This window comes from Aquicoccus sp. SU-CL01552, from assembly GCF_040365005.1.
Classification (GTDB): domain Bacteria; phylum Pseudomonadota; class Alphaproteobacteria; order Rhodobacterales; family Rhodobacteraceae; genus Antarcticimicrobium.
Window position 1 is genome coordinate 449,733 of sequence record NZ_BAABWV010000001.1, and the last position, 18,982, is coordinate 468,714.

19 protein-coding genes and 2 pseudogenes are annotated in these 18,982 nt (G+C 65.8%); 8 read left to right on the top strand and 13 right to left on the bottom strand.

Annotated elements, in window-relative coordinates; all coding sequences use genetic code 11:
- Position 1: 1 nt before the first annotated feature.
- From ABWV23_RS02125 to ABWV23_RS02165, 9 genes are all read right to left on the bottom strand, one after another.
- Entirely contained in the window at positions 2-1,561 is a 1,560-nt protein-coding gene (locus ABWV23_RS02125) for a di-heme oxidoreductase family protein (RefSeq protein WP_353344431.1), read from the bottom strand.
- An 86-nt stretch (positions 1,562-1,647) separates the two neighbouring features.
- Positions 1,648-2,658 carry a porin gene (locus ABWV23_RS02130; RefSeq protein ID WP_353344433.1) on the bottom strand — a complete coding sequence of 337 codons (1,011 nt, stop codon included), beginning with the start codon at positions 2,656-2,658 and terminating at the stop codon, positions 1,648-1,650.
- An 83-nt stretch (positions 2,659-2,741) separates the two neighbouring features.
- The gene (locus ABWV23_RS02135) at positions 2,742-4,004 is read right to left on the bottom strand and encodes an imelysin family protein (RefSeq protein WP_353344435.1); all 1,263 of its coding nucleotides are present in this window, start codon (positions 4,002-4,004) and stop codon (positions 2,742-2,744) included.
- Positions 4,005-4,026: 22 nt separating this feature from the next.
- Positions 4,027-4,212 (bottom strand): hypothetical protein, encoded by a 186-nt coding sequence (locus ABWV23_RS02140; protein ID WP_353344437.1) that lies wholly within the window; start codon positions 4,210-4,212, stop codon positions 4,027-4,029.
- Between the two features lie 463 nt (positions 4,213-4,675).
- Positions 4,676-6,220 carry an acetolactate synthase large subunit gene (locus tag ABWV23_RS02145; RefSeq protein WP_353344439.1) on the bottom strand — a complete coding sequence of 515 codons (1,545 nt, stop codon included), beginning with the start codon at positions 6,218-6,220 and terminating at the stop codon, positions 4,676-4,678.
- 106 nt (positions 6,221-6,326) lie between these two features.
- On the bottom strand, positions 6,327-7,271 hold the full coding sequence (locus ABWV23_RS02150; RefSeq protein ID WP_353344441.1) for a Gfo/Idh/MocA family oxidoreductase: 945 nt from the start codon (positions 7,269-7,271) through the stop codon (positions 6,327-6,329).
- A 24-nt stretch (positions 7,272-7,295) separates the two neighbouring features.
- On the bottom strand, positions 7,296-8,147 hold the full coding sequence (locus ABWV23_RS02155) for a class III extradiol dioxygenase subunit beta (protein WP_353344443.1): 852 nt from the start codon (positions 8,145-8,147) through the stop codon (positions 7,296-7,298).
- Positions 8,147-8,548: a protocatechuate 4,5-dioxygenase subunit alpha gene (ligA, locus tag ABWV23_RS02160; RefSeq protein ID WP_353344445.1), complete on the bottom strand. Its 402-nt coding sequence runs from the start codon at positions 8,546-8,548 to the stop codon at positions 8,147-8,149. Before ligA ends, ABWV23_RS02155 begins: the two co-directional genes overlap by 1 nt.
- A 183-nt stretch (positions 8,549-8,731) precedes the next feature.
- A complete protein-coding gene (locus ABWV23_RS02165) occupies positions 8,732-9,943 on the bottom strand; it encodes a LysR family transcriptional regulator (RefSeq protein ID WP_353344447.1) in 1,212 nt (403 codons plus the stop codon).
- 152 nt (positions 9,944-10,095) lie between these two features.
- On the opposite strand from ABWV23_RS02165, the gene ABWV23_RS02170 reads away from it, so the two are divergent.
- The 4 genes from ABWV23_RS02170 (at position 10,096) to ABWV23_RS02185 (ending at position 12,675) form a co-directional block, all read left to right on the top strand.
- The gene (locus ABWV23_RS02170; protein WP_353344449.1) at positions 10,096-10,974 is read left to right on the top strand and encodes an amidohydrolase family protein; all 879 of its coding nucleotides are present in this window, start codon (positions 10,096-10,098) and stop codon (positions 10,972-10,974) included.
- Between the two features lie 11 nt (positions 10,975-10,985).
- Complete coding sequence (locus ABWV23_RS02175) at positions 10,986-11,348, top strand: protocatechuate 4,5-dioxygenase subunit alpha (RefSeq protein ID WP_353344451.1); 363 nt, start codon at positions 10,986-10,988, stop codon at positions 11,346-11,348.
- Between the two features lie 2 nt (positions 11,349-11,350).
- Complete coding sequence (locus ABWV23_RS02180; protein ID WP_353344453.1) at positions 11,351-12,199, top strand: class III extradiol dioxygenase family protein; 849 nt, start codon at positions 11,351-11,353, stop codon at positions 12,197-12,199.
- Positions 12,200-12,336: 137 nt separating this feature from the next.
- Complete coding sequence (locus ABWV23_RS02185; RefSeq protein ID WP_353344455.1) at positions 12,337-12,675, top strand: hypothetical protein; 339 nt, start codon at positions 12,337-12,339, stop codon at positions 12,673-12,675.
- Positions 12,676-12,704: 29 nt separating this feature from the next.
- On the opposite strand, the gene ABWV23_RS02190 is transcribed toward ABWV23_RS02185, so the two are convergent.
- A complete protein-coding gene (locus tag ABWV23_RS02190) occupies positions 12,705-13,226 on the bottom strand; it encodes a helix-turn-helix transcriptional regulator (RefSeq protein ID WP_353344457.1) in 522 nt (173 codons plus the stop codon).
- A gap of 380 nt (positions 13,227-13,606) precedes the next feature.
- A pseudogene (locus tag ABWV23_RS02195) lies at positions 13,607-13,843 on the bottom strand (transposase); the annotation flags it as partial.
- Positions 13,844-14,190: 347 nt separating this feature from the next.
- On the opposite strand from ABWV23_RS02195, the gene ABWV23_RS02200 reads away from it, so the two are divergent.
- On the top strand, positions 14,191-14,895 hold the full coding sequence (locus ABWV23_RS02200; RefSeq protein WP_353344459.1) for a sirohydrochlorin chelatase: 705 nt from the start codon (positions 14,191-14,193) through the stop codon (positions 14,893-14,895).
- 13 nt (positions 14,896-14,908) lie between these two features.
- Here the strand turns inward: ABWV23_RS02200 and ABWV23_RS02205 are convergent, their stop codons facing one another.
- On the bottom strand, positions 14,909-15,544 hold the full coding sequence (locus ABWV23_RS02205; RefSeq protein ID WP_353344461.1) for a ChrR family anti-sigma-E factor: 636 nt from the start codon (positions 15,542-15,544) through the stop codon (positions 14,909-14,911).
- Positions 15,541-16,083 (bottom strand): sigma-70 family RNA polymerase sigma factor, encoded by a 543-nt coding sequence (locus ABWV23_RS02210; RefSeq protein ID WP_353344662.1) that lies wholly within the window; start codon positions 16,081-16,083, stop codon positions 15,541-15,543. Before ABWV23_RS02210 ends, ABWV23_RS02205 begins: the two co-directional genes overlap by 4 nt.
- A 201-nt stretch (positions 16,084-16,284) precedes the next feature.
- Here ABWV23_RS02210 and ABWV23_RS02215 point away from each other — a divergent pair, with 201 nt between their 5' ends.
- The 3 genes and pseudogenes from ABWV23_RS02215 (at position 16,285) to ABWV23_RS02225 (ending at position 18,930) form a co-directional block, all read left to right on the top strand.
- A complete protein-coding gene (locus ABWV23_RS02215) occupies positions 16,285-17,583 on the top strand; it encodes an NAD(P)/FAD-dependent oxidoreductase (protein WP_353344463.1) in 1,299 nt (432 codons plus the stop codon).
- Positions 17,580-18,305 (top strand): annotated as a pseudogene (locus tag ABWV23_RS02220) (DUF1365 domain-containing protein); the annotation flags it as partial. The gene ABWV23_RS02215 and the pseudogene ABWV23_RS02220, both read left to right, overlap by 4 nt.
- 67 nt (positions 18,306-18,372) lie before the next feature.
- Positions 18,373-18,930 carry a DUF3833 domain-containing protein gene (locus ABWV23_RS02225; RefSeq protein ID WP_353344465.1) on the top strand — a complete coding sequence of 186 codons (558 nt, stop codon included), beginning with the start codon at positions 18,373-18,375 and terminating at the stop codon, positions 18,928-18,930.
- The last annotated feature ends 52 nt before the right edge of the window (positions 18,931-18,982 follow it).

The window sequence follows — 18,982 nt, forward strand, 5'->3', positions numbered from 1 at the left end:
TCTACAAACTCTCCAGGAATCGGATCAGGGCGGCGCGGTCGGCGGGGGGCATGGCGATCACCCGGTCTCTATGCGGCTGCGCCTCACCGCCATGCCAGAGGATCGCTTCGAGCAGGCTGCGCGCGCGCCCGTCGTGCAGAAAGCTAGCCTCGCCGCTGACCGTTTCGGTCAGACCGATACCCCAAAGCGGGGCGGTGCGCCATTCCCGCCCCGTCGCGCGCGCCTCGGGGCGATCGTCGGCCAGCCCCGGCCCCATGTCGTGCAACAGCATGTCGGAATAGGGCCAGATCAGCTGGAAACTCAGTTCCGGTTGGTCGGGCAGCACATGGGTGACGAATTTGGGCCGATGGCAGGCGGTGCAGCCGGTGTCATAGAAGACCTTCTTGCCGCGCAGCACCTTTGAGTCGCCCGGATCGCGGCGGGCGGGCACCGAGAGGCCCCGGGTATAGCCTGTCACCAGGTCAAGGCCGATGTCGTCCACCTCTAACACCCGCGCGTCGCCATCGCCGTGCGGGGCGCTGCGGCAGGCCTCCTGCGCGGCGGTGCAATCGCCCCAGCCCGCCGGGACCAGGGGGGTAGAGAGGCCGATATCGTCGGCAAAGGCGCGCGCGCTTTGATCGCGCAGGGTGGGCTGGTCGGCCTTGCGCCCGAAGCGGCCCAGCATCGGGCGCTGATGCGTCATCGACCAGGTGATATTGGCCCGCCCCGAGATGCCGTCGCCATCCCGGTCGTCGGGATCGGCCCCGGCGAGGATTTCTTGCGCCGGGATCGCCTCCAACAGGCCCAACCCGATCATCTGCGGAGCGGCGCGGGCGCTGATCCGGGTTTCGGGGTCGAGCTGGCCGTGGGCGAGATCGTTCAGGGTATAGCGCGGGGCGTGGAGCGTCACGCTCTCGCCGCCGGACAGGGGGATCTCGATCGCGTCATGGTCGATCGTGAGGCGGTATTCAGCGGTGAGGCCACGCAGCGCCCGCGTCTGCAACTGCCGGCCATAGACCGGGTCGGGCGCGGTCGCGTGATATCCGGGAATGTCGGCCATAGGCCCTGTTGCAGTGGTCGGGCGCGACAGGTGCAGGACCAGCCCCACCGGCCTCTCGCCCGGGGCGGGCGGATGGCCGCGCCCGTCACGGATGTGACAGCTTTCGCAGGCCCGCGCGTTGTAGAGCGGCCCCAGCCCATCGGAGGCCAGCGTCGAGGACGGCGATGACACCCAGAGTTTCTCGAACAGGGCCTTGCCGGTACGGAAATCCAGCTCATCCTCGAAATCCAGCGTGGTGGCGGGCTGGGCAAAAGCCTGGGAATCCCCCCTTTGCACGGTGCCGGCACCGGCGGAATTGGCCTCGAAGGGTTCGGGCGCGGTGAATTCCCGCGTCAGCCGCTGAATGCGGGTGGCGCGCACCGCCTGCGCCGGGCTGGGGGCGATGGGGTCAAGGTGCGGCGCGTCGTCCCTGCCGGTCAGATCCGGGGAGGAGGCTGCCAGCCCGATCACCGACAACCCGACCAGCCCCCAGAGGCGCCGCGTGGCGGGTGGAGTCCGGTATCTCCACATGATCTTGAGCATGGCCGCCCCTTTCAGTCTCGCGGTGCAGCGTGCACCGGTCGCGGGCCGGGATCAAAGGCCAATGTCCCCGGCCCGCCGTGGTTGTCCTAGCTGCCCAACGGGATCACCAGGTTGACGCCCAGAAGGGTATCCTCGACGCCGGCCTCGTCGACCCGGGCCAGCGCGCCGCCCAGGGTCAGGCCGTTGGCCAGTTCGTACTCGGCCCCGATTGAGACCAGGTCGGTGCGCCCGGCGCTGGACAGGTCGCGCATGGCGTAGGTGCCCGACAGGGTCAGCTGGCCGATGGCATAGGCCGCGTTCAGCGTGGCATAGGTGGCGTCATCCGTGGTGCCGCCGTAGCCGTCAAAGGCCGCCACCTCGCCAAAGAGGTCAAGCCCGTTGCCCAGCGAATGACCCAGGCCGGCGACGATGCCGGTCTCGTCATCCACGTCGCCGACGCCCGCCGAGAGATAGCGCAGGCCGACATAGCCAAAGGTATCGTTCCATTCGTTGGACCATTGCAGCGCGGCGTTGTTCAACTCTCCGGTGTTGCCAGCGCCGCCAAAGGACGAGGAATTGCGGCCCCGGTTGAAGCCGATGGAATCGCTCAGCCCGGTGTCGTCGGCATAGAATACCCCCATCGACAGCGTGCCCGCCGCCCCGAGGTCGACTGAGGCCAGGGCGCCGATCTGTTCGGACAGCTCATAGTCTTCGGCCAGCGCCGAGCCATAGAAGCCGGCCGCCGAATCCCAGGCGGTGCCGAACTCGGGGTGGACCTTGCCGATCTGGAAGGTGGCCGCGCCGGTTTCGAACTGCAGGCCCAACTCGTGGAAGTAAAAGCCGTAGCCGGTATTGCCGCCGGCGTCCTCGACTTCCTCGAAGGTCAGCCCGCCGAAGACCGACAGGCTGTCGGTCAGGGCAAAGGCGCCGTTGAATTCGCCGCTGGCATAGGCGCTGTCGCCCTCATTGGCGGGCACGGTCGAGTCGAAGGTCGATTCGTATCCGATCTCGACCTCACCGTCCCAGGTGAAGCGGCCGGTCTCCTGCGCCATGGCGGCGGGCGCAAGAATCGCGAACGGCGCGCCGAGGGCCAGCGCCGCAGTCAGGGTCTTACTCATGTCTTGGTCTTTCTCGTGGAGCAAGGCCGGGCTTGCGCGGGCGCTGGCTGGGCCGGATTGGGTTGTATTGGGTTGGGTCGGGGTTACTGGAACACGGCGGTGGGGTTGTCGAGGCTGTCGGAGCCTTCGAATTCCATCTGGTCGAGGTTCAGGGTGGAGACGATCCGCTCGATGGTCTTGGTCTGGTCGATCAAGCCGTTCACGCCGCCCATCACCAGGGCCTCGCCCGCCGCGTTGCCGCGTGCCAGCATCTGGTCATAGGCCAGGCCGGATTCGGCGGCGGTCTTGATGCGGCCCAATGCCTCCATCGTCGCGGTCAGCTTGGCGCGCATCTCGGCATCCAGATCCGGGTTCGCTTCGGCCACCAGGTCGGACAGCGACGGGCCGGAGACAAGTTCACCATTCACCCGCAGGTATTGACCCAGGTAGACGTTCTGGATGCCCTTGCCGTCATAGAAATGGCTATTGTGGGTGTTGTCCGAGAAACAGTCGTGCTCTTCCTCGGGGTCGTTCAGCATCAGGCCCAGCCGCATCCGCTCGCCCGCCTGTTCGCCGTAAGACAGGCTGCCCATGCCGGTGAGCATGGCGGTGATCCCGGCGGGGGCGTCCTGTTCCAGCGTGGCGCGGGCGGCGCCGCCCTCGGCCCATTGCGCCGCCATCCAGTCCAGATCGCTGACCAGCAGGTCGGTCGCCGCCCTGAGGTATTCGGCCCGGCGGTCGCAGTTGCCGTTGGTGCAATCGTCGCCCTTGGCGTAATCTGTCCAGGGGCGGTTGCCGGCGCCGGGGCCGGTGCCGTTCAGGTCCTGCCCCCAAAGCAGGAACTCGATGGCGTGATAACCGGAGGCGACGTTGGATTCGATCCCGTCGGCCTCGTGCAGGGTGCCCTCAATCAGCGCCGGGGTGATCTGGGTCGCGTCCACCTCCTGCCCCGCGATCGAGAGCCTGGGCTGCGCCACCACGTTCAACGCCGCCAGCGGATTTTCGTCCGACGCGCCCCCATAGGCGGCGTCGACATAGTCGATCAGCCCCTCGTCCAGCGGCCAGGCGTTCACCTTGCCCTCCCATTCGTCGACGATGGGGTTGCCGAAGCGGAACGCCTCGGTCTGCTGGTAAGGCACGCGGGCGGAAAGCCAGGCGGATTTGGCGGCGGCCAGGTTTTCCGCCGAGGGATTGGCGATCAGCGCATCGACGGCGGCCAGCAGGCGGCGCGCGGTGATCGCGCTGTCCTCATAGCCCGCCTGGGCGATATCGGCATAGGTGTCGATCACCTCGGGTTTTTCGACGGCATGGGCGGCGGTGCTGGCGAAGCCGGCGAGCAATGTCGCGCACAGCAGTTTCGTCTTCATGTCACATGTCCTCTGGTTCGGGTTATCGGGGCCGGGGCGGCGCGTCGTGGTGCGCGTGCGCGTTGCGGTGCAGGTCGTCCAGCCAATCAAGCTGGAAGCACACCCCCTCGCCGCTGGTGTCCATCAGTGCGCAGCGCTCGGCGCAGCACAGCGCCAGCGGCGCGGGCGGCGTCATCGGCATTGACGGAAAATCGGTTTCACACGGCATACAGGGCCCCTTGGGATGGAGTGCGGGCTGACCTGTCGGGGACAGGGTGGCTGTGCGCGCTATAACTGAGTGATTAAGTCAGGCATGTCAACGACCTATTCCGACAGCCGAGAAGGATTTTGATCGGTCGGATGCGACAGGGTGTTGGGGGCCTTTTTCCGGGCATCGGGGCGGCTGTTATCGTCGCACCGGCGGGGGTTTCTGGCCAAGGACGCGACGCGGAAAGATCCCCGCTTGCGCGGGGATGACAAGATCAAGGGGAGGGGCCAGCCCTGTCACCCCCGCGAAAGCGGGAGGCTCATGGCGGGGGCGCCGAAGGGAGAGGTCTTCTGGTGACAAGATCAAGCGGCATGCCCCACCCTGTCATCCCCGCGAAGGCGGGGATCTCATGGCGGGGGCATCAATGCGAAAAGACCCCCGCTTGCGCGGGGGTGACAACAGCTGGGGATGGCAGGGCGACGCCTTACATCACTGCCTCGATCAGCACCGGGCCGGGGGTGGAGAGGCCGGCGTCGAGGGCGCGGGCGAACTCGGCGGTGTCCTCGACCCGGGTCGCCTCGACCCCCATGCCGCGGGCCATCTCGACCCAGCCCAGCGTGGGCCGGTCCAGCGACAGCATGTCGATGGCGCGCGGGCCCGGGTTTTGCACCCCGACGTTGGTGAGTTCCCCCCGCAGGATCTGGTAGGCGCGGTTGGCAAAAATCACCACGGTCACATCCAGCCCCTCGCGCGCCAGCGTCCACAGCGCCTGAACCGTGTACATGGCGCTGCCGTCGCTGATCAGCGCCAGCACCTTGCGGTCGGGACAGGCGATGGCGGCGCCGATCGAGACCGGCATGCCGTAACCGATGGAGCCGCCGCAGTTGTTCAGCCAGTCATGCGGTGCGGCCCCCGCCATGGCGGGACCGAAGCGGCGCCCGGTGGTGACGGATTCATCCACCACCACTGCATTTTCCGGGATCGCGCGGGCGATCACCGGCGCCAGGCTCTCGGGGGTGAGCGATCCCAGCGGCGGCAGGTCGGGCAGCGCGGCTTTCGCCAGCCGCGCTTCCGCGCCCCCTGCCCCCACGGCCTGAACCAGCGCATCCAGCGTGGCGGGCAGATCGGCACCGGCGTTGGCCAGTTCGAGGATCTCGGCCTCGGGGTGGGTCAGCCGCGCGGGTTTGCCCGGATAGGCAAAGAACCCGATCGGTGCCCGCGCGCCCAGCAGAACGATGCGGCGATAGGGCGCCAGCGCCTCGAGCGCGAGGTCGATGGGATAGGGCACCTTGGCGACCGACACCCGGCCGGCGCCGCGCGCGGCGCGGGCACTGGCCCATTCGGACATCAGGCCGCAGCCGGTTTTGGCGGCGATCCGACCGGCAAGCTCCAGCGTCGCCTCGCCCATCGCGTCGCCGCCCAGAAGCAGCAGGCTGTCCGGTCCGGCCAGCACCTGCGCCGCCTGTTCGACCAGCTCATCCTCGGGGCGTTTCGGGGCGGGCGGTGCCAGAGGCTCGGCCACCGCGCCGCCCTCGCTCCAGGCGGTATCGCCGGGCAGGATCAGGCTGGCCACCTGGCCCGGCGCCGTGCGGGCCGCGCGCACCGCGCGGGCGGCGTCGAACCCCACGTCGACGGCAGAGGTCGAGCTGTGCACCCAATGCGACACCGGCCGCGCGATCCCCTCGATATCCGAGGTCAGCGGCGCATCCAGCGCGATATGGGTCGAGGCATGTTCCCCGACGATGTTGACGACGCCCGAACCGGCCTTTTTCGCGTTGTGCAGGTTGGCCAGCCCGTTGGCGAGGCCGGGGCCGAGGTGCAGCAGGGTCGAGGCCGGCTTGCGCGCCATGCGCCAGTAGCCGTCGGCGGCACCGGTCGCCACCCCTTCGAACAGCGCCAGCACCGAGCGCATGCCCGGCACGTGGTCGAGCGCGGCAACGAAGTGCATCTCGGAGGTGCCGGGGTTGGTGAAACAAACCTCCACGTCACTGGCAAGCAGGCTGCGCACAAGGCTTTCGGCACCGTTCATCGGGTCTCTCCGGATCTATGGACATGAAAAGGGCGGGTGCCGAATGGCCCCGCCCCCTTATCATTCCACGCCGCCGGGCGCGGCGCCAGATCGGAATCGCCCAAGGTTACTTCAGGCCGCGTTCGATCCGGTCCAGTGTCGCCATCGCCGGCAAGGTTTGCGCAACCGAGGCGTTGGGTTCGCGCCCCTCACGGATGGCGGCGATGAATTCGCGGTCGATCAGCTCGATGCCGTTGTTCGATACCGCCACGCCGCTGAGGTCGATCGGGGTCTCGTTGCCGTCGAAAAGGTCGTCGTAGCGCGCGATGTAGGTGCCCTTGTCGCAGATGTAGCGGAAGAAGGTACCGAACGGCCCGTCGTTGTTGAACGACAGCGACAGGGTGCAGATCGCGCCCGAGGGGGTCTTCATCCCGATGCTCATGTCCATCGCGATGTTCAGCTCCGGGTGCATCGGCCCCTGCAGCCCGAAGGCCTCGGAGCAGGTCTCGCCGGTCTGGTACTGGAACAGGTCGACAGTGTGGCAGGCATGGTGCCACAGCAGGTGGTCGGTCCAGCTGCGCGGCTCGCCCTTGGCATTGGTGTTGGTGCGGCGGAAGAAATAGGTCTGAACATCCATCTGCAGGATCTTCAGCTCGCCGGCGGCGACCTTGTTGTGGATCCACTGGTGCGAGGGGTTGAAGCGGCGCACCTGCCCCGCCATCGCCACCAGCCCGGTCTCTTTCTGCTTGTCCACCACCGCCTGGCTGTCGGCCAGACTGTCGGCCATCGGGATCTCGACCAGCACGTGCTTGCCGGCCTCCATGCAGGCGATCGCCTGTTCCGCGTGGACCTGGGTCGGGGTGGCCAGGATCACCGCGTCGACATCCTCGCGCGCAAGGCAGTCGGCCAGGTTGTCGGCGGCGTGGGGAATGCCGCGCTCGGCCGCGAAGGCCTCGATCTTGGACTTGGTCGGCCCCATCACCGAGGTCACCTCGACCTCGTCGATATTGGCCAGCGCGTCCAGATGCTTGATGCCGAAGGCGCCATAGGCGCCGGCCACGCAAATTCTCATCTCAATCTCTCCGTTCGCCGGGTTTCAGTCGTGGTTTTCAAGGATGATATGGCCCACCGCCGTGTTCGAGGCGGGCACATGGTAATGGCGGTGTACCTCGGTCACCTTTTCGTCGAGCGCGCCGCGCATGACCAGCCACATCACCATCTCGATGCCCTCCGAGCCGGTCTCGCGCAGGTATTCGACATGCGGAATCTGGCTGGCCGCGACCGGGTCGTTGGCCATCATGTCGAGAAAGCGGTTGTCCCATTCCGGGTTGATCAGCCCGGCGCGCTTGTACTGCAACTGGTGGCTCATGCCGCCGGTGCCGAAGATCATCACGTTGAGATCCTCGTCATAGGCGTCGATCGCCCGGCGGATCGCCTTGCCGAGGTTATAGCAGCGGTTGCCGGTCGGCGCCGGGTATTGCACCACGTTGACCGCCAACGGGATCACCAGCGCCGGCCATTCGCCGTCCTGCGGCACCTCGCCGTACATCACCGAAAGCGGCACGGTCAGCCCGTGATCAACCTCCATCTCGTTCATGATGGTCATGTCGAACTCGTCCAGCACCAGCGACTGGGCGATATGGCTGGCCAGCTTCTGGTGATTCTTCACCACCGGCACCGGGCGCGGGCCCCAGCCCTCGTCGGCGGGCTGGAACTCGGCCGCACAGCCCAGCGCGAAGGTGGGGATGCAGGAAGCATCGAAGGCGGTGCAATGGTCGTTGTAGACTAGGAAGATCACGTCCGGGTTCTGCTCTTTCATCCACTCGCGGGACTTCTTGAAACCGTCGAACACCGGTTTCCAATAGGGTTCGTCGGTGATGCCGGTGTCCATGGCGACGCCGATGGCCGGCACATGGGAACAGCCCACACCTGCGGTGATCCGTGCCATTACTCTTCCTCCCATTCCGATTTGGAGCGGTTGCCCTCGATCGGGCGTCCGCCGTGCAGCATCATGTCGCGATAGGCCTCGACCCCCATGCCGGTCATCAGCCCGGCAAGGTTCTGGAAGTTGATCCCGTCATTGGCGGCCAGCTTGGACGTGTAATAGATGTTGCCGCCCAGTTCGAGCAGCCGGTTCCAGTCGCGGGCCAGCACCGCCGCGCGCTGCTCGGCGCTCATCGGGTATTTGTCCAGATAGCCCTCTTCGTCGGCATTGAAGGCATCGCGGTTCCTCTGCAAGCGCAGCGAGATGCAGAACTGGTTCAGGTGATAGCCCTCGCGCGAGCGGTCGGCGTCGAACACGAAGGTGCCCGGAATATCCTCATAGGGTTTTTCTGGTCGATCGGTCATCTGCGTCTCCCTTCCGCATCCCTTCCGCACGGGGGCGGCAGCTCCACCCCGCCCGTCACTCTGGCAGGCCGTCGCCGGAATCGCATCCGGTCCCGCCTAGCCTGTCGCCCTGCCCTAGCAGCCCCGCGCCCGTGACAGAAATTCTTTGCCGCCGGATTTCATTCGTTTGTGTTATAGATGCGCTCAGACAGCCTGTTCCCGGATCAGATCGAGAAACCGCGCCTGGGTCGGCGTGGGGCGCCAGTTGGCCCTGTAGGTCAGGCCGATGGGCCGGGCGCTGTCGCCCAGGTCGATGGGCAGCGGCGACATGATGCCGTATTGCTGTTCGACCTCGATCTGCTTGTGCGACATGATGGTGACGTAGTCGCCCCGCATCATCAGCCCGCGCACCAGTACCAGCGAATTGGCCACCACCCGCACCGGCGTGTCGGGCAGTTGCGGGATGCGCAGGCTTTCATAGAGATAGGTGCCGGTGGGCGTCGGCTGTGGCGGCGCGATCCAGGGATAGGCCAGCGTATCCTCGAGGGTCAGGTTCGGCTGGCCCGCCAGCGGGTGATCGCGCGCCGCCACCACCGAGAGCGTATCCTCGAACAATGGCTCCTGCACCACGTCGTCGGCGGGCACCGGGTCGCGCAGCGCGCCGACCAGCACGTCCAATTCGCCGAACCGCAGGTCGCGCAACAGCGCGCCATAAGGGCCGTCGACGCAGTGCAGCTGCAACCGCCCCGCGCTCTCGCTCAGCAGCCGGTCGATGGCACCGGGCAGGATCGCGGTCCGCGACAGCGGCATCGCCCCGACCGCGATCCGGGTGGAATCGCGGCCCAGGTATTCGCCCACCTCGTAGTACCCCTGCCGGATCTCGGCCCGGGCCAGCCGCACGTTATGGGCAAAGGCCTCGGCCGCCGGGGTCAGCATCACGCCGCGCCGGACCGGATCGAAGAACACCAGCCCCGAGAGCCGCTCGAGATCACGGGCGGCCCGGTGCACGGCGGGTTGCGAAACGCCCAGCTGTTGCGCGGCATGGCTGAAGTTTCCGGTCTGGGCCACGGCGGTCAGCGCGCGCAACTGCACGGCGGTGGTCAGCCGGTGGAAATCGCGCCGCCCGGCCGGGCCGGGGCGCGGCGCCTTCTTGCGCGCCAGACGCTCGCCCTCTTTCAGAAGGTCGAGCGCGCGCGCGACACGGCGCAGGAAAATCTCTCCCACCTCGGTCGGGAACATCCCTTCGGGGCGGCGGTCGAACAGGCGCGCCGACAGCGCCGCCTCGAGCTTGGCCACCGCCTGGGTCACCGCCGGTTGCGACAGGTGCACCGCCGCCGCCGCGAGATTGATGCGGCTCCGGGCTGCCACCTCCTGCACCGCGAGGAGATGGCGCACGTTGGGAAACAGGATCGTCACGGGGCGCCCCCTTTGGTTTCGCAACATCTATAACATAAACCAATATAACAAACCAAGCTTCCAACTGGCGCTTTCGGCCTGTCCGGACCTAATGTCGCGCCACGCCAGATCCCGCCCCTCGCCGGGCGCGAAACACCGAGGAGAGCGCCCAGATGGACCCCGATTACCTGCCCTTCCACCCCAACCCCAAGGTGCCCGATTTCACGCCGCCCGCGGGGGCCGTCGATGCCCATTGCCACGTGTTCGGCCCGGCCGACGCCTTTCCCTATTCGCCCAAGCGCAAGTACACCCCCTGCGACGCGCCCAAGGAAAAGCTGTTCGCGCTGCGCGATCACCTGGGATTTTCGCGCAACGTGATCGTCCAGGCCAGCTGCCACGGCACCGACAACGCCGCGCTGGTCGATGCCTTGCAGACCGCCGGCGACCTGGCGCGCGGCGTCGCGGTGGTCGCGCCCGATGTGAGTGACGAAGACCTGCGCGCGATGGATGCCGCCGGGGTGCGCGCGGTGCGCTTCAACTTCGTCAAGCGGCTGGTCGATGCCACCCCGAAAGAGGTGTTCACCGGCATTGCCGAGCGCATCGCCAAGCTGGGCTGGCATATCGTGGTTTATTTCGAGGCGCCGGACCTGGAGGAGCTGATCCCCTTCCTCGAAAGCCTGCCGACCACCATCGTGGTCGATCACATGGGCCGGCCGGACGTGAGCAATGGCGTGGATCATCCTGATTTCAAACGGTTTGTCGATCTCCTGGCGCGCAACGACAATATCTGGACCAAGGTCAGCTGCCCGGAGCGGCTGACCGTCGCCGGCCCACCCTATGACGACGTGGTGCCTTTTGCCCGCCATTTGGTCGAGACCTTTCCCGACCGGGTGCTCTGGGGCACCGACTGGCCGCATCCGAACATGAAATCGCATGTGCCCGACGACGGCCAGCTGGTGGACGTGATCCCCCGGATCGCCCCCACAGAGGCGCTGAAAAAAGCGCTGCTGATTGACAACCCGATGAGGCTGTACTGGCCCGAACAGGGCTGAGCGGAGGAGACATGATGGATATCACCGAGTTCGACCATCACAGCCCGATCCCGGGCACCACGGTGTTCGACGGCAAGATGGCGATGAAGGGCTATGCGCTGAACAAGATGTGCTATTCCTTCAACGGGGCCGGAGCGCGGGCGGAATACCTCGCCGACCCAGAGGCTTACATGGAAAAGTTCGGGTTGAACGACGACCAGAAACAGGCCTGCCGCGACAAGAACGTGCTGGCGCTGATCGCCGCCGGCGGCAACATCTACTACCTGGCCAAGTTCGCCGGCATCTATCGGCTCGACGTGCAGGACATCGGTGCCCAGCAGACCGGCCTGACCAAGGAAGAGTTCAAGGAAAAACTCCGGAAAGCGGGAGACTGACCATGGCCAAGATTCTGGGCGGGCTGACCACCTCGCATATCCCCGCCGTCGGCAATGCCATCCACAACGGGCTGTTCGACGATCCCTATTGGAAGCCGTTCTTTGACGGCTATCCGCCGATCCGCGACTGGCTGGATGAACACAAGCCCGACCTCGCCATCAACATCTACAACGATCACGGGCTGGGGTTCTTTCTCGACAAGATGCCGACCTTTGCCATTGGCGCCGCGCATGAATACCGCAACGAGGACGAGGGCTGGGGCATCCCGCAACTGCCCCCGTTTCCCGGCGCGCCCGAGGTGAGCTGGCACATCATCGAGAGCATGGTGGAGCAGGAATTCGACATCACCTCTTGCCAGGAACTGGCGGTGGATCACGGGTTCGTCGTGCCGATGCAGCTGTTCTGGCCCGGTGCGCCGAACAACCCCGACATGCCGCGCAGCATCCCGATCAGCGCCAATACCGTGCAGCACCCGATCCCGACGCTGAAACGGGCGCTGGATTTCGGCAAGGCGCTGCGCCGGGCGATCGAAAGCTACCCCGAGGATCTCAAGGTGGTGGTGCTGGGCACCGGCGGGCTCAGCCATCAGCTCGACGGCGAACGCGCCGGCTTCATCAACAAGGAATTCGACCAGTACTGCATGGAAAAGATCGTCGACGACCCGGAGGCGCTGACGAAAATCAGCCGGATGGAGCTGGTCGAGAAGGCCGGCGCCCAGGGCACCGAGTTCCTGATGTGGATGATGATGCGCGGCGCGCTCGGCGACAAGGTGGTCCGCCGGCATTCCAACTATCACATCCCGATCTCGAACACCGGGGCGGGCACCATGCTTTTGGAATGCGTGGAGTGATCCGGCGACCGGGGAAACCGAGGGGCCCTGCCCCTCTGCGCCTGCGGCGCATTCACCCCGGAGAATTTGCGGCCTTATGTATCAAACGCACCAAGAAACCGGAATCCCCAACCGCCTGATTTCGCTATCCTATGCCCATGCAGGACAAGTCGATAGACAACGCGCTACTGGCGCTGAGAAAGCAGATCATCCGGGGCAACCGGGACGGGCTGGAACACGTAGAGGCGCTGCTCAGGTTGCGCGGGGTGGACATGCCGCGTGTACTGCCAGCCAAGCGGTCAGACGTGGCGCGGCGCGGTCATATGACGCTGTTGATATTGGATATACTCAGGGACGGGCCGAAGACGCTGCAGGAGGTAGCCGCGCGCGTTGCTGAGTATCGGCCAGAAAGCGCTGATCGTGCTTTCTCCCGAACGGCGCAGGCTCTGAGCAAGATGAAAGCCAAGGGGTTGGTGGGGTATGAGGGGCGGGTGTAGAAGCTGGCCCAGAAGGGCCAGCCAACGCTTCAAACCAGAATCAATTTCTCTTCGATATCGAATTTGGTTGAGGGGTCTACCTGATGAATCTGAACACCAAGATTGATTACGCGTGAGACAAGAGCATGCCGATACTCGCTTTCATCGAGCATATTATTGCGGCACAGCCACTCAGACACGTCAACCCAGTCCCACAATGGTGACTTGGCGTTAAACCGGGCATCAGGCAATGGGAAACCGTCTCGCCGTTGCCCCTTCGCGTAGTTATCAACCGCCGCCCTCGAAAGCTTGGCGCGTTCAGCTATCTCAGGAGCAGACACAAGAAAATCAGGCTCAAATCTGATGATTTCCACGCCAGTAGACTTAATGTCTTGGTATGCGGACAAGACCGCGTCTTTGTAGGTTTCACCCTCTCTGTCAAAGCTGACGGCAAGAGCGCCTCTTCTCAAAATGAAGGTAGCGTCGTCGCAGCCAGCCTCAATGAATACGTCTTCGAAGCTTTCATCGCGCGGGTCGGCCCCCACGATGAAAGTAAAGTCATACGTCTGCATCGTCCTCCCCTCCTTGGTGTGGGCATGTATCAAAGACCCTCCGCAACTTCGCGGCGTGGTTATGGGCGTTTTTCGGCGTTGAGTTCACAGACACTTGACACCCGTCTCTATCAGCGTGCTCACATAGCATACGACCCCAGACGTGGGCGCTTTTGCCTGGAGCCTTGTACCGCCATCCGTTCCTATCACCGTACTGGAGGGCGGCTTCAATTTCCTTATTCGGGTGCCTTGGTCGGCTCACTCGTCTTGCCCCTATATAGAGTTGGCCGTTGACAAACGTCAACGGATCATTCTCAACAAGCCGAAATTGTGATCGGCAACTCAACATTTAGTAATCGAGGTAACCAAGGAGTGCCACCATAAGGGGTAGCAGGCAACAATCACGTTGCTGCGCTGTAACATTGCGCCGCCCGTTGCCAGTAACCCTTCCACTGGCGGCTGACCGGCGTACTCATGGCGTTCGACACCACGATCTGTGCCAGCGTTCCGTTGTCGGTGCGGCGGTTGTCTTCCAGCCGTGCGGCGTGGTTCGCGTACTGGGACAGGTACTGCGGACTGACGTGGTGGTGTTGGCCTTCGACCATGCGGCGCAGGCGGGAAAAGAAGCTCTCGACCATGGTCGCGGTCTACCTAACCGCAACTGACCAAGAGTGGCACTGCACGGCTGCAATATTCGACATCTACATCAGGGATGCTACCGGCTGCGGGCTTGGCTATCCTTTCCCATTGGACGGGGAGGCTGTACCCGGTGAGCGGTTCAATATCGTCATGCGCCGCAACGCCATAGGCACTTGATACGGCTGCCAGCACCAACGCCTTAAACATCGCTCAGCCCTCGCACGCTTGGTGCGTTTGATACATAAGGCCGAGAATTTGCACCAAGAGAAGAAGAGGCGCGGTCGCGGCTGCGCTTTTTTTCTGGCGGCGATCTTGGCGGCGGGCCACAGCGTAACAGGTAAGGGACATGAAGATTGCGATGACCGACCCGCTCGACGCGCTGATCGTGGCGCATGGCCAGCCCTCCGACCCTGACCCGGCCGAGGCCGCACTGGCGGCGCTGGCCGTCCGGGTTCAATCGCGGATGGACGGTGCTGCAGTGGGTTCGGCCACGCTGGCCGCGCCCGGAACGCTGGAGGCCGCTCTGGACCGGCTGGCGCCCGATGGGGCGATCTATCCGTTTTTCATGGCCGACGGGATTTTCGTGCGCAAGACGCTGCCGGCGCGGCTGGGCGGGCATCCGGCACGGGTGCTGGCGCCGCTGGGGCGCGACCCAAACCTGCCGGCGCTGGCGGCGCGACATCTGGAGGAGGAGCGCGTGGCGCGCGGCTGGCCGGCGGAGGAGGTTGCCCTGCTGATCGCGGCGCACGGCTCGGCACGCGGGCCAAGCGCGGCGGCTGCGGCGCGGGATTTCGGCGCTGCGCTGGACGCGCTTTGGCCCGGATTGGCGCCGGTGTTCGGTTTTGTCGAACAGGCGCCTTTTCTGGCCGAGGCGGCGCGGGCGCAGCCCGCGCGCACGCTGTGCCTGCCGTTCTTTGCCGCCGAGGGCGGGCATTACCGCGAGGACGTGCCCGAGGCGCTGGAGGCGGCCCGGTTCGCCGGCGCGCTGCTGCCGCCGCTGGGCCAGCACCCCGGGGTGCCGGAGCTGATCGCGCGGGCGCTGGGGGGCTGACCGCGCCGCCGGGTCAGATCCGAAAGATCGGCTGCAACAGGCGCGGAATCATGCTGCTGAACCGCAGCGGCGCGTCGGTGGCGGCCAGGCAGATGCAATCGGCCCCGACCCCGGCCACCGGTGTATGCTCCAGCGTATCATCGGCGATCTCGACGTCACCGACGCGGAACTCGCCGGTCTCGTCGCGGAAACTGCCCTGCAGCACCAGCGTCAGCTCCATGCCGTTGTGGCCGTGGTCCGGCACCGCCTGGCCGGCGGGAATGTAGAGCAGCCGGGCGCTGCCGGCCTCACCGGCACTCAGGATGGTCTGGCGCACGCCGCCGCCCAGCCGTTTCCAGCGCGGTGGACGGCCCTTCAGCGCCTCCATCACCGGGCCGGGATAAACACCGGCGCGGCGAAATACCGGTTCCGGTTCAAAGGGCGCATCCAGCATCTGCATCAAACCGGGTTTGAGGGCGGGCGACAGCGCCTCGGGCGTTATCTGTTCCAGCAGGGCGCCGCCCACGGCCTCATGCGCCTCGAAGCTGGCGCGGCAATCGTCGCAGAGCGACAGGTGCGTCGCAACCACCAGTGCGAAGGGATGATCGAGCGATCCGGCCGCATAGGCGGCGAGAACGGGCTCGGGGATATGATGGGTAATCGTGGTCATGGTTCTCGGATACTCTTCAATTCGTGTCGCAGACGGTCGAGGCCAAGGCGGATCCTCGATTTGATCGTGCCCAGCGGCAACCCGGTCTGATGTTTGATCTGCTGATGGGTCAGTTCGCCCAGATAGGCCTTTTCGATCATCTCGCGCTGCTCGGGCTTGAGCCGGGACAGCGCCTGCTTGAGCTGCGCTGCCTCCTGCTCCAGCGCAATGACCTGTCCGGCGTCCGGTTCGCTGTCGGGTTCATGCGCCAGCGCCTCGGGCAATGGCCGGTTCTCGCGGCGCATCTTGTCGATCTGCCGGTTGCGCGCGATCTGATAGATCCAGCTGGCCACCTGGGCGCGTTCGGGATCGAACATCGCGGCCTTGCGCCAGACCGTCAGCATGACTTCCTGCACGACCTCCTCGGCCTGACCCGAGCCGATGCCGCCGCGCATCACGAAATGCTTGAGCCGGGGCGCGAAGAAATCGAACAGCGCGGCAAAGGCCGCCCGGTCGCGGCTGTCGCGCACGGCGATCATCCACAGGGTCTGCTCGGACATCTTCGGCTCGGCGCTCACCGCGGTGCGATCTTTCCCCGCCCGGCCCGGCGCAGGGGGTGCGGGCGGGGTGGACGGCCTGTCGAGGGTTTCACTTTGCATCAGCATACCCCGGATACGCGGCCTGAACAGGGCCGGATCAAAAAATGATCCGGTTGGGTGACAGGGGCGTAATCCCTGTATTGTAACGAGGGCGAGAGCAGTATGACATTTCACGACGATCGGATCGCGGCGCAGCGGGTCGCCATCATCGGGGGCGGGATTTCCGGCTTGGCCGCCGCCTACCTGCTGGCCCCGCGCCACGCGGTGACGCTGTATGAGGCGGCGCCGAGGCTGGGCGGTCATGCCCGCACGATCCTGGCGGGCCGCAACGGCGACCAGCCGGTCGATACCGGGTTCATCGTGTTCAACACTGCCAACTACCCGCATCTGACCGCCATGTTCGACGCGCTCGACGTGCCGGTCGAGAACAGCGACATGAGCTTTGGCGCCACCATCGACGGCGGCCGGATCGAATACGGGCTGAAGACGTTGACCGCGCTCTTTGCCCAGCGCCGCAACCTGACCCGGCCCGGATTTGCCCGGATGATCCGCGACATCCTGCGGTTCAACGCGCAGGCCGAGCGCAGGGCGACAGACGACAGCGCCACGGTAGGAGAATTGATGGACGAGTTGCGGCTGGGCCGCTGGTTCCAGGACTATTACCTCACGCCGCTTTGCGGTGCGATCTGGTCGACCCCGACCGAGCAGATCCGCAGTTTTCCGGCGCGGTCCCTGGTGCAGTTCTTTCGCAACCACGCGCTGCTCTCGACGCGCAACCAGCACCAGTGGAAGACCGTCTCGGGCGGGTCGATCGAATATGTTCGCCGGCTCGAGGCGCACCTGCGCGCGCGCGGCGTGGCGATCCGCAGCGGCACCCCGGTGCAGGCGGTGACCCGCGACGGCACGCAGAGCACGATCCGCACCGCGAACACGCCCGACGAGCGGTTCGATCACGTCATCTTTGCCTGCCATTCCGACGATGCGCTGCGCCTGCTGGAGCGCCCCACCGGTGCCGAGACCTCGGCGCTGTCCAACCTCACCTACCAGGGCAACCAGATGGTGCTGCACCGCGACACCGGCCAGATGCCGCGCCGCCGGGCGGTCTGGTCCAGCTGGGTCTACCAGGCCGACAGCGCAACCGTGCGGGACCGGATCGGCGTCACCTACTGGATGAACCGGCTGCAGAACATCCGCGAGGATGATCCGCTTTTCGTCACCCTGAACCCGGCCCGCCCGGTGGACGAGCGGTTGATCTATGACCAGACCACCTTTCGCCACCCGGTGTTCGACCACGCCGCCCTGCGCGCACAGCGGGAATTGACCGCGATCCAGGGCGACAACAACACCTGGTTCGCCGGCGCCTATACCCGCCACGGCTTTCACGAGGACGGCATCCTGAGCGCGGTGAAGATCGCCCGCGCGCTGGAGGGCACGCCCGAGACCGAGATACAGGCGGCATGACCCGTTGGCCGGAACATATCGCGGGGGTTACCACCCATGCGCGGCGCGGCGCGATCCGCAACGCCTTTCGCTATGGTGTCGATTACGTGCTGATCGACCCCGAGGCGCGGCGAGGGCCATGGCTGTTCGCGCGCAACCGCTTCAACCTCGCCTCGGTGCATGACCGCGACCACGGCGGGCCGCTCAGGGCCGGGCGCGGGGCGGATTGGGCGCGCGACGTCCTTGCCGACCGGGGGCTGCGTGACGTGCGCCTGCTGCTGCTGACCCAGCCGAGATTCCTGGGCTACCAGTTCAACCCGGTCAGCTTCTGGTTGGGGTTTCGCGGCACCGATCTTGTTGCCGTGATCTGCGAGGTGGACACGCCCTTTGGCGATCGCCATAGTTACCTTTGCCACCTGCCGGGGTTCGCGCCCATTACTCCCGAAGCCCGGATAGAGGCCCCCAAGCGGCTTCATGTCTCGCCATTCCAGGACCGCGACGGCCAGTACAGCTTTCGCTTTGACATCCGGCCCGACCGGATCGCCATCCGGATCACCCACCAAAACGGGGACGAGGGGGTGATCGCCACCCTGTCCGGGCCGCGCAAACCGGCGACCAGCCTCGGCCTTTTGTCCGGGCTCCTGCGGCGCCCGGCGGGGGCGCTGCGCACCATCGCGCTGATCCATTGGCAGGCGCTGAAACTGAAGCTCAAGGGCGCCCGTTGGCGCCGCCGCCCCGCGCCCGTCGCCGAGGCGCTGACCGGGCCGACTTTACCGATTGTACCGACCCCAGTAACGAGGAGTGATTTTGATGACCGTCCTGTTGACGATCCTTCTGGCCGTGATCCTGTTGGCGCTGTTCGCGCGCCGGATGCTGTCCTTTCCGGCGCAGAAACCGGCTGATTACGCCGCCACCGGCCCCGCCTTTGATCTGCATCGCCACCTGAACGGCCTGATGACCTGCGATGGCATGATTTACGGCCCCACAGGGCGCGTCACCTCACGGTTTTCGGCACGGATGGAGGGCCGCTGGGACGGCGAGAACGGGCGCCTGACCGAGGCCTTTGTCTATTCCAGCGGATCTCGGCAGGACCGGACCTGGCGGCTCAAGATCGGCCAGTCCGGCCGATTTACCGCCCGCGCCGACGACGTGATCGGCGAGGCGCAGGGTGTGATCTCGGGCGCGACGATCCGCATGAGGTATCAGTTGCGGCTGCCCGACGAGTCCGGCGGGCATGTGGTGTCGGTGACCGACTGGCTTTACCTGTGCGAGGGCGGCGTGATCCTCAACCGCTCGCAGCTGCGCAAGTTCGGGGTCAAGGTCGCCGAATTGTTCGCGGTGATGCGCCCCGCGGACGCGGACGGCTGACAGGAGGCGCGCCCCGAAAAGACGGTTGATTTTCTGCAAAACCCCCTTGACA